The 13,462-nt window shown below is 43.5% G+C and carries 7 protein-coding genes; 4 read left to right on the top strand and 3 right to left on the bottom strand.

Annotation, left to right across the window (positions count from 1 at the left end):
- The first annotated feature begins 116 nt into the window (after positions 1 to 116).
- From DN752_RS16255 to DN752_RS16245, 3 genes are all read left to right on the top strand, one after another.
- Positions 117 to 1,010: a tetratricopeptide repeat protein gene (locus DN752_RS16255; RefSeq protein ID WP_112784927.1), complete on the top strand. Its 894-nt coding sequence runs from the start codon at positions 117 to 119 to the stop codon at positions 1,008 to 1,010.
- A gap of 666 nt (positions 1,011 to 1,676) precedes the next feature.
- On the top strand, positions 1,677 to 2,057 hold the full coding sequence (locus DN752_RS16250; protein WP_112784926.1) for a hypothetical protein: 381 nt from the start codon (positions 1,677 to 1,679) through the stop codon (positions 2,055 to 2,057).
- A 200-nt stretch (positions 2,058 to 2,257) separates the two neighbouring features.
- Positions 2,258 to 2,632 carry a hypothetical protein gene (locus DN752_RS16245; protein ID WP_162633234.1) on the top strand — a complete coding sequence of 125 codons (375 nt, stop codon included), beginning with the start codon at positions 2,258 to 2,260 and terminating at the stop codon, positions 2,630 to 2,632.
- Between the two features lie 286 nt (positions 2,633 to 2,918).
- Here DN752_RS16245 and DN752_RS16240 read toward each other — a convergent pair whose 3' ends face one another.
- Positions 2,919 to 4,061, bottom strand: a complete 1,143-nt coding sequence (locus DN752_RS16240; protein WP_112784924.1) for a glycoside hydrolase family 10 protein — start codon at positions 4,059 to 4,061, stop codon at positions 2,919 to 2,921.
- A 1,254-nt stretch (positions 4,062 to 5,315) separates the two neighbouring features.
- Here DN752_RS16240 and DN752_RS16235 point away from each other — a divergent pair.
- A complete protein-coding gene (locus tag DN752_RS16235; protein ID WP_162633233.1) occupies positions 5,316 to 6,212 on the top strand; it encodes a hypothetical protein in 897 nt (298 codons plus the stop codon).
- A 20-nt stretch (positions 6,213 to 6,232) separates the two neighbouring features.
- On the opposite strand, the gene DN752_RS16230 is transcribed toward DN752_RS16235, so the two are convergent.
- Both DN752_RS16230 and DN752_RS16225 read right to left on the bottom strand, forming a co-directional pair.
- A complete protein-coding gene (locus tag DN752_RS16230) occupies positions 6,233 to 9,727 on the bottom strand; it encodes a hypothetical protein (RefSeq protein WP_245949263.1) in 3,495 nt (1,164 codons plus the stop codon).
- A gap of 6 nt (positions 9,728 to 9,733) precedes the next feature.
- A complete protein-coding gene (locus tag DN752_RS16225; RefSeq protein ID WP_112784922.1) occupies positions 9,734 to 13,462 on the bottom strand; it encodes a sensor histidine kinase in 3,729 nt (1,242 codons plus the stop codon).

The raw sequence follows: 13,462 nt of genomic DNA, 5'->3' as shown, positions 1-13,462 counted from the left end.
CGCTAATGCCGAAAACTCAAGTGAAACGACTGATTTTGAAGCAGTTTAAGGTCGCAACACCTGTGCGCCGTGGCGTAGATAGGCTAATGCATATTCCGGGTTAAAATTCTCACCTTATGAAATTCCTTATCATCTTAGCCTTGGTCTTGCTGTCCATGACGGGCATTACCTTTGGCCAAGACAATGCCGAACTACAGCAAATGGCTGACGAAGATCAAAATGCGAGAACCTCGATGGGCAGTAAAAACTGGAAAGCGATTGGGAAGGATGACAGCTTGCGAAGGACCAACGTATCAAAACTGATAAAACAGGGACAACTCAAAACGGCAAAGGACTTTTACAATGCCGGATTGATTTTTCACCATGGCAACGATAGTGTTGATTACAAATTAGCTATCATGTACTTTGGGAAAGCCATCGCAATGGACTCTACGATAAACAGGTCGCTTTACCCTGCTGCTGTGGACCGGTACCTTAAAGAAAAAGGGAAACCACAGATTTATGGCACGCAATTCTATCGTGACGAAAACGATCGTATGTTTTTTTACAAGATAGACACCAGCCAAGTCTCTGATGAAGAACGGAAATACTATGGCACGCCAACCGTCTCCGAACAACGGGAACGAGAACGACGGTACAACCTTAAAAACATTGAAGATGTTTACGAAAACAGCCAATCCATCGAAAAGACCATAGCACTCATCCAGTATGAATTTCAGAAAGGCAAAAGTGCCGATTATGACGTCTCTGAGAACAAGCTGATCAATATTGGGTTCCGACTAAAAAATGCTTCCAAAAACCAAGAAGCATTAGCCATCTTCGATGTCATCACCCGTCTTTATCCAAGTTCATATAACGGGTATGCGCTATATGCTTCCACGCTAAAAAAATCAGGAAAAATGGATGAAGCCATTGCAGTCCTTCAGCAAGGACACTCCCTCAACCCCTCCAATGCATCCATAAAAAATCTCCTGGACGAGTACGTGAAGACCACTGAAAATCACGAGTAAAAAGACACCCTAAAATAGTATAAAACAACTTTTATCGGCACCAAAAACCTATTTTACATCCGTCGCTTGCTTGCCCTGCTTTTTTTTCCGAGACTTGGTATCATGGTTATTTAATATTATCGAACTCAGGTTAGCCGGCAGAAGAGTCAGCAGGGATGCCCCGTTAGGAGCATTAGCTTGGTAACAGAAAGCGGATAAAGCATCCCAACAGTGCCGTAGGTACTGAACAGGGCAAGCAAATATGCATTGCTTGATCTTCTTGAGAAATCTAATTGATCCAAAGTGATGTACCTACGGCACATTACAGGAGACTGATGTTTACAGCCATTACCAAGCTTTCATACCTACGGCATGATGCTCCTAAGCCTATGGTAAAGGTATTGGAATACGCCGTACCTAGCTTCTCATAAAACCAACCAATAGGTGGTTTTGAGTTAAAAACTCAATGCTAATGGGTCAGCAGCATAGCTGTCGGAACAACGGTGGTCAGCAGGGATGCCCCGTTAGGAGCATTAGCTTGGTAACAGAAAGCGGATAAAGCATCCCAGCAGTGCCGTAGGTACTGAACAGGGCAAGCAAATACGCATTGTTTGATCTACTAAACCGGATTAGATGCAGTAAGAGGCGAAAATTTGATATATTTTATTGATAGATAAATTATAAAAAATGAGACTGATCGTTATTTCATTAATAATCCTTTGCTTTTCTTGTCATACAAGCAGTGAAGAGAGGAAGCCTACATTAGCTTTCCATTCGAAAAGTGACATTGGTGAAGCACAGCTCTGGGTCATCACCACGGGTTATGATTCCACGACTGATTCGACGACTTTCCACTTGTCGGAAGACGGTTCTGCCGGCAGCTTCAAGTGGAAACCAAGCTTCAAAGGGAGTAATGGAGAAGGGTTTCTCGTGGTTGGAGTAGTAGGGGAAGAGAATTTGACCGACACCATAAACCATTATTATATTTCCTATCCAAGCGGTGTACTGATAGATCCGGAATACTGGGTTACCATAACCGACGACAGCTTGAGTTTTGAAAAATTTTAGCATATCCACTTCCTGTTTGAATAACAACTTGGCTGACTATCCCATTGTCCCGTCGACTTTGTCGTGGGATCACAGTAGTGGAGTCACGATACTGCTATTGACTTACTTGAGTCAGAGACTCAAAGCTACCAAATGCCGGGGCGGAGACCCGTCATAACCAGGTAATCAACCGTAATTCGAACAACAATAAATAATTTAAAATGATTAATAGATTAGTTATAAATGCATTTGCAATATTAACCTGCATGTCTTGTGGACATATTTACGAATCTCCTAAGGAATTGGAAATTCACGCTAAAAGTGAAATCGGAGAGGTCCAATTAAGCATAACCCCTACAAATTCTGCGGAAATGTTTGGTACTGAAGTCATTCACTTGCCAGCTGACGGTACGGTTGTTAAATATAACTATACACCAGACCTCCAAGGAAGTGACGGTACATTTTCCTTTGAGGTAGAAGGTAATGATAACCTCAAACGTAATGCTGGATATTACACCAATAATAGGTTATTAGAAGGGTCTGCCGAATACTGGGTTACCATAACCGCTGACAGCTTGAGTTTTGAGAAATTTTAGTAGATCCACTTCCTGTTTGAATTACAACTTGGCTGATTATCCCATTGTCCCGCCGACTTTGTAGTGAGGTAACAGAAGTGGAGTCCCGATACTGCTATTGACTTACTTGAGTCAGAGACTCAAAGCTACCAAATGCCGGGGCGGAGACCCGGCATAACTAGGTAATCAACCGTAATTCGAACAACAATAAATAATTTAAAAACCATCCAGCGCTGAAGCTATGCACTGGATGGTTTTTTATTGAGTTGATCATTCTAGATACCCTATACCTAGTACAAAATATCAACTACTTACCACTTGGGTAAATCGCTTTTTCCAGCTCCACCCAATGCTCATCTGTCATCCTCCCGGGTGTGAACAGACAAATTCCTGTAGCCCCATTTTCCATGGATTGATGGATGGCAGCTCCCAGCTCACTTGGTAGCAGCCCGTGACCTTCCGGGTCTTCTATTTCGGCCTTCTTCTCTGGATCTGGGCAAATAAACAAGCCGCTATAAATGGGACGCTCACCGCTTACGCTGTTTACTTCTTCCTTGACCACTTCACCGATCCAATCTGTACCTTCTAGGTAAAAGTCATTATAGTTCATGGGAAACACTGCATCTAGGTTCCACTTGTTCCACTGCTGTCGTACCAGTTTCATGGCTGTAGAAGGGCCAGGGAAGACGGCAGCATTGATTTCTTTACCATGTTCGTGCACCTTCTTTGAGAGCCTGTTGACGATACTGGTAATGAGGTCATAACGAAACTGTTTCCATTCCTGCACTTGCGTGGGGTCTTCTGCGGACTTGATATCGATTCCTGTCTTGGCCTTAAAGTCACCAGTACACTGATCACAGTAGCAATAATCAAATTGCGGGTGTTCTTTATTCATCGTTAGGCCGTACTTGTCCCACAGCCCTCTCGCAAGAATCACATCGGGAAACCGGATATAATCCAAGTGAATGGCATCCACTTCCTCCACCTCGGCCACACTGCTGTACATTTTTTCTAGAAACTCGTAGGTTCCTGACTTGCTCGGGCACAGAAAGGTATAATGAGGCACATATGCAGGCTTTTCGAGGGCTGATTCTCCATTGCGGTTAACGGCATACCACTCCGCCTTGAGTTCATCAGTCTTGTGCTGCACCATCGTGGGGATCCAAGCGTGAAAGCCCAGCCCCACCTCCTTGGCGATCCTGCCTACTTTCTTATAATCTTCCGGATTATGGCCGCCATTGTACATCAGTGCATCTATGCCATGATGCTTAAACTTGGTAAAGGCCTCTCGGATTTCCGATTCAGGCTTGTCGTTATAGCCGCCCATCCACGCATGGACCGGTATCTTGGTGATTGCTGCTTCCTGCGCTTCGGTCTCTTGCTGTTGCTTGTTGCCAGAACAACTCACCAACACGCTGACAGCAAACAATAGGGTAAGTATTTTCCTCATAGTGTTTAATGTAATGGGTTATTAATTATCAAAAGTTTAAATTAAAAATTTTTATCATCAATAACCACCTTTGTTTATTTTTTTAACTAACCAATCAGTTCCCAACTGATGACTATATCCCTGGGCAAATGCGTTTAGTGTTTTTAACCCGGAATATGCATTAGCCTATCTGTTGCGACCTGAAACTGCTTCAAAATCAGTCGTTTCACTTTAGTTTTCGGCATAACCGTAGCGGTGCTATGCTAATGCCTCCAAACTAACTGATTTTCTTGCAATTTCAGCTCTCACTACGATTCCCAACGCATAATCCGGGTTTAAGGGAAACACTTTTCGTATAGGCATAGCTATCATCCGTGCCGCTGGCACTCCTTCGGGAGGTTGAGGAGAAGTTGAGCTCCTGCGGATGAATCCGCAGGTTACTAAATTTATCGTGCCGCTGGCACTTAGCCCCAGTTTGTACATTAGGAATAGCAGCAGCCTGTCGCGGCAAATGCTGAAAGAGCAAGGACATCAGTTGATTTAGAGGACGAATAAAGCATCGCACCTGTCTGTCCAAGTGGAGAGAATGATTTAGATAAGTTTAACCCGGAATATCAATATCGTTTAGTTAAGAAGGTTTTCCAATACGGATCGTCCTTTGAGAGAATTATGGTTTTAATCCATAGCCTTTTTTTACATGTATAAAATGGATCCGCCTTGCAGATATTGGGCGTTAAGAAATTAAAAAGCGGGGGCAAGAAGGCAGGCTTGTTTGACGAAATGCTGGCCAAAAAGAATGTTGGCAGCTAGAAAAGGAGGAGTTTGCCTGCATAAGGGGAGGTTTTAATTTTAGGCCAATAGATGCACAGCGGCGGGGTTTTTTGGTTACTTTTTTGACCTGAAGCAAAAAAGTAACAAAGGTAAAGGGATGAAAAACACCTAGGAATTTAGCTAGAAAAATAACTGCCCAAGGAAAAAATATAGAACCCATATTTTCCAGATACACACTAACTAAACGGCATTGAAACCCAAATATGCGTTAGCAACTGAGCATCCTGCCTAATCCGCCTTTGGCGGAGGGACATATAGAAGGTGCAAGTGACCACCTGCACCAAAAATGATTACACACAAAAGGGTAAGTTCCGTAGGAACGGCAGATATAAATGCAAATAGGAACATTTTTTTTAAATGCCTTTGACCTGGACTATATCCCACCTTTTGTTGGATGAAGATGGATATCAACTATATTTGAAGGATATACCAAGTTTTTTAATTATGACTACCAACCCCAAGGTCGACAAAAGGCTGTTGGATAAGCTATATGCTTCATTGGATCAGAAATCTGTAGAAGAGTGCTTAGTCCGTTTCCGAAAACGTGACCAAAAATTGGACGAAATTCTAGCCCGGGAGCAGGTCCCTGAACACCTGAGCAAGCTGGACCGTACTGATGCCATATTTAGAATAACATTGCCCTCAGATGTCGAAGCTTTATTAAATATCGGGATCCATGATGCTTTTTATGAAAAAGACCTAAAGCTGCTAAACGATGCACTTTACAGCTATAACAGGCTATCCTTTTATCGCCATCGGCTGCTTGCCTCTGGGACGGATCATTGCATCCATTTCAATCAGGTGATGGAAAGTTATGCCGGAAATGACCTAGCGCTGGCACTAAAAATGTTTCCGAAGGAAGCAGGATTGACCAAAAACGGCCATAAATTCTCCGTCACCTGTGCCAATCTCCTGATTTCCATTATCCATCAGGATCCCAAATGGCTTGATGAAAGTACCGGAAAGGCCAAAAAACACCTTACACAGAAGGTGGGCAAATTTGACCGTTCACTTATTCAGTATTTATTGGCACTTATTGAAAAAGATACGCCAGCCATGTCTCGAGAGCTGGCAGAAATTTGTGCTGGCTACAGAAGGGCTACATGGGTCCATGAATTTCACAATCCTTTCCTGAAGATACTCGGACTGATCCCTCACGGGCTTTATAACTTGGCCTTTCATGCACTACCGCAGAAAACCTTCGATGAAATCCAACTGCCCGATCATGAGGTGTTTTGGAAATCCCTCACAACATATCAACAGAAAATCAACTTCAGAACAGGTGAAAAATTCATCGTCTTCGATGGTGAACTGGATGGCTTAAACAGGATTTACCTTTGACCCAAAATGAATAAGAGCTATCAAAACAGCGCAGAAACCTGCATCCTGCCGGTATGGACCAAACGCTCCAAGCCTTCCGAGTCCCTGCCTTCATAGGTCAAATTCAATTGGAGGCCTTCCCCTATTTTCTGGATCCAATTAAGGCTCCAGGAAATATTACTGCCTACGGTGAGTGCCTCCAGCATTTCGTAGCCCACAGGAGAGTTTGCCTGCCCATTATATTCGATCTGCGTGTATTTCAAGAGGGCATTCACAGTAGTTTTGATGGCCTTGGCATAGCGTGCTTCTATGGTCAACTCATGGAGACCGGCTTTTTCCTCGTATTCCCTGTTTTCTACATTCACTTTATGTGTGTAGCGATAATTTAAAGATGTTCTAAAAAAAGTAGACGGTTGCCAAGTAAGCTCTGGCCCAGAGCCAAACTGGTCCACATGGTAATTCCTATTTTCTAAATAATCCGAAAGCGCCACTCTCTGGCCCATACTGCCCAATATCCGTAGATTAACCAATCTATTAAAATTCACCCGACCAGTGATCCGCCAGTCCTGTTGACTGTTCTCTTCAAAACCTCCCGTCAGCAATTGCTTATTGCGGCTCGATAATATACGGATATCAGCCCCATAGACAGCAGATGTACGGTTAAAGAACAGCGTAGAACGAAACACCTCCCTCAGGGACACCAAGTCTTCTGGTGCAACACCCTTGGCCAAAGGACTTACCCGAGCCCAGAAATCCCCAGCAGTGATCTTCTTTTCTACATTCCAACTAGTCGTATTCGAAAACTTTCCCAGCAGTTTTTTCACCCCAGTTTCATCTCTCCATTGGCCCGGAAATTGGGCGTTAAGGCGATAGTTAAACAGCGTGGTGTACGCTTGGATATAGTCGTCTGTTGGTGTAAAAACCCTGATATAGTTTTTCTCCTCGGGATTGATGGCCTGATAAAATTCCTCCAATTGCTGAACGCCATCCTCATTATCATCCCGCCAAGTGTGCGTACCTTCTCCCGTCGGCACCGGAAGGTAAACAAACTCCCGCCTTAGCTCCTGACCATTCCCAATGGCATAGCTCAACTCATTCCGGATATTATTTTCCAGCAAATTGCTAAAGTAATCCAGTCTTCCCATCACGGTACTTTCTTCAGCCTCACTTCCCCTTAAGTGATTTAGTCGTCTATACGTCAGCGTCCCCTTAATATCGTGCTGACCAAACCGCTTCTGCAAACCGTAATTGGTCGTTAATGCCTTGGTGTCGGGAAGCATGCTACCATCCACAGGAAACCTATCCTCTCTCCAACTGACATCCGCAAAAAAACTATAGGGCAACGTATCATTGGAGCGAACGTAAAATTTATGTGATAGATAGTTCATTGCGCTACTGATCACAGAATCCTCTTCACTATTCATCACCCTATTTCTATCCACATTAAACTCATATCCTGGTACTAGGATTTTGGAGCGGTAAAAAACAGTTGCATCGTACCTGGCCCACTCAGAAAGAGTCGATAGCGCCTGGCTGTTTAGCAAAAAGAGGTCCTGACGAGTAAACCATCTTTTTCCCAGTTGATGGTATAATTTGGCTCGATGCTGTGTTCCCTCCAGCTGCTCTCCACGTTTCCGGTAATTGACCTGATAAGAAAATTCGTTGGAGGGATCCTTAAAAAAACCCACATTGGCCATCGCTAGTTTTTCACTAGTCGGCACTTCCATATCTTCTGGTGACAGCCCCCAATCCCTATCAAACTCTATGTATCGCTGTCGATCAATAAACCTAAAGTCCAAGGAGTTATATTCGAGTTCTGTAGCCGCCTTCAATTGGTAGCCCTGTAGCCAGCTCATTTTTCTCCCCTCAGATACCATCCCCCCTTTCAGCCCATAACCTTTATCGTCCTGATTGCCCAATTCAGAAAACAAATTCACATCTTGGTTGGACACCGCTCCTTCTCCATAGATTTTTTCATAGGGGCTCAACTTTATTTCTCCACCCGCAGTCATCATTTGCTTTTTACTGGGAGCCGGAAGCAATGAATAAATGGTGTAATCTCCCTGTAGCTGCCCATTTTGCGGAGCCACATATTCATAGACAAAGCCGTTTGCAAGTTGTTCCTTTCGTCGGTAGCTCCCATTGCCGGCACCTACATCCGTAAATGTCACCTCAAAATGGGCGAGTTCTTTATCCGTGGAATATTCAAAATACGTCAGGAGATTTCCTTCCGCATCCAAATCGGTGATTTTTCGGTACAAAATCCGATTAACATCATATCCCACACTGTCCACACGGGGAACTGCTGCTGCCGTAAGGTCATCTCCTACCTCCGATAGTAACCGCTTATCTGCTTCGGAATATTCATCAAACAATGGGCGGTTTCGGTTGTCCTGCTCTTTGTAATAATTGATATAAAAACTCGCCTTTTCGCTTTGCTGAATATGATTTGCTGTCAAAATGGAGCGGGAAAAATTCCGTTCTGAGTATTCATAATCTATTCTTACCCTAGTGTATTGGGTGATCAGCACATTGGTGGTAAAGGTAATCTGGCCTTGGTTATAATCAATGATGTAATCATGGTTAAACCCTCTTTTTAGCTGCTTGCCATCTAAAAACACTCGTTCGGAATTGGCCATTACGATAATGTATCGTTCATTTTCCGGTCCAGGAATCCGGTAAGGCCCCAAGACCCCTTCCTGAATATCCATTTGAACGGAATTGAATTTGCCTTTGGCGATAGACGCTCCCACCTGAGTGGATGCTTTCCACTTATCATTGACATTATAATCCGTTGTCAGTTGAAGCCCTTGTACGTTTTTATAGTACTTCAAAAAGGTGGATTTTCTCTCCCGAAACACTACATCCCCTGCTTTCAGACTGAGGTGGTCATTGTACAGCTCTACCAGTACATTGTCAAAATCCTGCACCTGCTGGGTATTTCCTTGGGGTTGAAAAGGGACGTTTTGGTCAGTTATGCTGGCGCGAACAAAAAGGTCATCGGTAAGTTGGCCATCCATTTGGAGATTAAGGGCAGAGTTGACAAAAACATTCTGGGTATTGCCAAAGGAAATCCCCCGTGTCAAACTTCCTGATTTGTTCAGTTTTCCTGAGGGAAAAATCTCTTCCCTAAAGTCGTAGACCGCTGCTTCCACAGATTGGACCTTTTTGAAATAGGCCATGGAGTCGTAATCATCCTCCAAGGTACGATTGGCAAATTGCTTACCGAAATCATAGGGAAAGCGTCGATAGCAAATTTCCAACGAATCGGCAAATGAACCATCCCCTTGATAGATGGTGATAAAACCCGTATCGGAATCATACTTCCACGGGTAACTATCGTCACCCATAAAGGTGATGGAATGTTCATGCGCCGTAAGAGAATCCAGCTTAAAGTAAAGTGAATCAGCATTCGATGGCGTTTTCACCCATTTGCACACCTCCACTTGGCTGAACGCTGGAAAACAGCAAAAGGCGACCAATATCATGACCATCTCCCATTTGCCTAGCAGAATATTTGCTCGCCGCTCCCTCATTGTTACTTATCTGGGGGCTCCAACAGCATCATTGACCACGGGAAAAGCCAAGAAGAAAGAGGTCCCTTGTCCATCTTTCGTCTCAAACCAGATATTTCCCCCGGCCGTCTCCACACCTCTTTTCGCGATCGCCAACCCTAACCCTGATCCTTCACTTTTGGTGCTGAAATTAGGGATAAAAATCTTATCACGAAGCTCTTCCGGAATACCGGTGCCATTATCCTTCACTTCCAGCCTGGTCCATTCGTTTTCTTTTGTCAGTATCACGGTAATTTCCGCCGACCTATCCTCAGGCACTGCTTGGACACCATTGATGATGAGGTTAGAAATAACCCTTCCAAAAAGCTTGTCATCCCCCATCACTAGTAGCCGCTCATTAACATGGTTATAGAAACCCACTTTTCCACGCTCACTGTTTTTAAACAGTTCTACAGCTCCCACTACGACCTGCTCAAAGTCCATTAGCTCATTTTTGGGCAGTGGCATCTTGGCAAAGGTGGAAAAAGAAGTGGCAATATCACTGAGGGTATCCACTTGGTTGATCAGGTTATTGATAGGCTTCTTGAGCTTTTCGGGATCGTCTATCCGCCCTTCCGCTTGTAACCTGAGCAAATGCTGGAGGGTAAGCTTCATTGGAGTGAGTGGATTTTTGATCTCATGGGCGACCTGCTTGGCCATCTCACGCCAAGCGGATTCTTTCTCGTTCAGTGCCAACACCTTTCGGCTCGCCTCGAGTTTAAACAGCATATTATTGTATTCATTGACCAGCAGGCCAATCTCATCATTTATGGGCCAATACATCGGTTCGTTATCCTCCAGATTGGTCACTTTTAGTTTCTGTGTCAACAGTTTAAAGGGATCGGTCAGCTGTTTGGACACAAAGTAGGAGACTATCAAAAACACGATAAAAATGGCCACAAAAATATTGATAATGGTGCTGAATACATCTACAATCAACACATTCAACTCTTCCTCTGACTCAAAGAAAGGAATAGAGATGATGCCTAAGACTTGTTGCCTTTTGATGCCTCGAAGGCTGATATAAACGGTCTTGTATTTTAACTTCCCGACTTGTTCGTCCAAGATCACACGGGTGTTTTGTGCCTCCAAGATTTCAGCATATGCTTGTGGATCGAGGTATTTTGTCAACACCTTTTTTTCAAAAATATTCGGCTGGCTGGTGGCCATTAATTTACCATCCGGGTCAAACACATTGATATCAGTCGCTGTGGTACTTGCCAGTCGATAAACCTCGGCCAAGAAATCGTCCTTGTCCATGGTTCCCTGGGTTTCTTGTTCCAAATATTGGAAAAGATTGTCCCGAATGATATTGGCCTTTTCAAAATACTGGCGATGGAGGTCTTCCAAATACGATTTGCTCAGTAAACCAATAGCTATGGCACTGATCACCAACATGGGAACGAAAAAGGCGAAATTCAGGTAAAACTGGAGCTTGGTTGCATAGTTAAACTGCACCTTATTAAGCCCATTGAGCAAGGCATAAAATATGATGAAAATCAGTGTACAGGCAATATATCCTATAAAGAAGAACGACACATCCGCCAAAATATAACTAAGAGGATAAATCGGACTGGATATCACCAGCGTACTGGAGCCATTGACCACCCCATAATGGTGGTACTTGTCCCTGGAGACTCCTCCCACATACAGGTTATCATTCTCCAGCAGTCCACTCACATCCGGATCCCTATAGTTATACACCCCCACACTGTACTGCAAAACGCTGTCCCTGAATAAGGCATAGTCAAAGTTATGATCATAAATATCATCAACGTACTTTTTATCCAAGAGCAGTTTAGGGAATACACTGGTGGACTGTATGCGCTGCTGCACGAACTCCATGACAATGGTACCAATAAAATCACCGTCTTTCTCCATCGGGACAAAGGTGTAAAACTTATTTCCTTCTACCCCCTCGCCACTTTTTACGAAATAGAGGTTTCTCACACTTGTGGCATAATCACTGTTCATGTACCGAAATCGATAATCATCCAGTGTTTGGTCATTATTCCTATGCAGGACATCCTCTCCGGCAGTGTTAAAGATCATGACATTAAGGTCATACTGATCAAAATAATTAGAGATATAGATCTTGCGGATCTTTTGCTCTACAGGGTCTTTGGACAGGGATGGGTTGACTATCCTGTTTTTTATAAACAAATCCCCCTTTATCCTTTCCATCACATCACTCAACAGGAATTCGGCCATCACGTCTTTTTCCATCAGGATCTGATTGGCCAAACGGTTCTTTTGCAAGATTTCGCGTTTTTCATAATCTTGATAGGAGGCCGCCCCTGTAATAATCGCGCCTACCAAACATCCAAAAAAGAAAGTCAGAAAGGTATTCAGCTGCAGTTTCAGGACATTGTCGTACAGCTCAAAGGAAATGATGGCCACTAACAAGATCAGGTGTGAGATATATACGATCAGGTAGATCAGGTCTATCCAAGCTGCCACTACCAAAAAAGGCACGGATATTCCCAACAAGAGCTTCAAGGCATAGACCTTTTTAGCTCGGGCCTGATAAAAAACCAAATTGAGGGACATTAAGGTAAACAGCAAATAGCCTGCTCCCCCAAAAAACAATATTAATATACTGATGGCCTTAAAGTAGTCAAAAGTAGGTATATCCAGGATGTTAAGGTTCCACTGGGAATTATTGGATATATTAATAAATAAACGAAAAAACAAAAACAAGAAAAGAGCAGAAAGCAAATACGCCAATAGATAAAACACCCACTGATAATATCGTTTACGGATTTTGGCAAACACCACAATTACCTCTCTCCTTCCCAACATACTGATCAACATCGCCAAAACAATCGCCGAGGCAACCACATTCAACAACAAGTCGCCCAAACTCGGGTTAAGCAAGGAAGAGGCATAATAAGCAGGATCAAACAATGGCACTTCAAAATAATCCTGAGGGAAATGAAATATCAGCATCATTCCTCTTACGCTAACCAAAATCGACACGGTATAAATAAATGACAACTTTCTCTTACCGTGCTTCCATAACCGAATCACAAAATCACCTCCCAAGATAAAAACCAAGCCTGTCAGGGAGAAAAAAAACAATAGTAAAGCCGTATTTGATCTATGCCCGATAGGGGTGTAACCATTCCGTAAGGACACCGAAAAGAAATACGCTCCGTCCTGGCCGGTAATCTGGTCATACTCCTGATGAGGGGCTGCTGAGAGAATAAACCTATCATTCCCAAAAACCTCATCGTTATAACCGGCATGTAAGTATTCATTATCAATCTCTACCTTATCGTACAGGGAATATACCTGCACCATCCAATAGACCTGATTGTTTCGGCTGATACTCCTTATCCTCGAGAAATAGGTCCCCTTGGCATTATCGATCAATTGATAAGGACGAAAGCCATCACCAGTATTGATATCGCCAAAATCGGGGATCATCGAAACATTGGACCAAAAAAGCAACTTCCCATCCTCACTGTAAAGGTAAAAAGGGTGCTTCGCTTCGAAATTTAGTGTTGAAAAGGATACTTGTTTCTCTGGTCTATTGTTCATCAATAGCTGGATAAAATCCTCATCAAACTCCTCTGCCACTGTTTGGGTCTTTTCTTCTATCTGCTGTAGCCCCAGTTTGGACGCATCGGGACTTCCCGAAAAAAAATTAACAGCCAATACAACCGCCATCAAAATGATCGCAAAAACGATAATGAGCCTTCTCTTCTTAAGCAT

The organism is Echinicola strongylocentroti (assembly GCF_003260975.1).
In the GTDB taxonomy this organism is placed as follows: Bacteria; Bacteroidota; Bacteroidia; order Cytophagales; family Cyclobacteriaceae; genus Echinicola; species Echinicola strongylocentroti.
The sequence above is the reverse complement of the archived record's forward strand: the minus strand, read 5'-3'. Positions and strand labels throughout refer to the sequence as shown.

Excerpts from the sequence above, each read along its gene's own strand:
- DN752_RS16255 (WP_112784927.1), top strand. The coding sequence starts at position 117 with ATGAAATTCCTTATCATCTTAGCCTTGGTCTTGCTGTCCATGACGGGC.
- DN752_RS16250 (WP_112784926.1), top strand. The coding sequence starts at position 1,677 with ATGAGACTGATCGTTATTTCATTAATAATCCTTTGCTTTTCTTGTCAT.
- DN752_RS16245 (WP_162633234.1), top strand. The coding sequence starts at position 2,258 with ATGATTAATAGATTAGTTATAAATGCATTTGCAATATTAACCTGCATG.
- DN752_RS16240 (WP_112784924.1), bottom strand. The coding sequence starts at position 4,061 with ATGAGGAAAATACTTACCCTATTGTTTGCTGTCAGCGTGTTGGTGAGT.
- DN752_RS16235 (WP_162633233.1), top strand. The coding sequence starts at position 5,316 with ATGACTACCAACCCCAAGGTCGACAAAAGGCTGTTGGATAAGCTATAT.
- DN752_RS16230 (WP_245949263.1), bottom strand. The coding sequence starts at position 9,727 with ATGAGGGAGCGGCGAGCAAATATTCTGCTAGGCAAATGGGAGATGGTC.
- DN752_RS16225 (WP_112784922.1), bottom strand. The coding sequence starts at position 13,462 with ATGCTTAAGAAGAGAAGGCTCATTATCGTTTTTGCGATCATTTTGATG.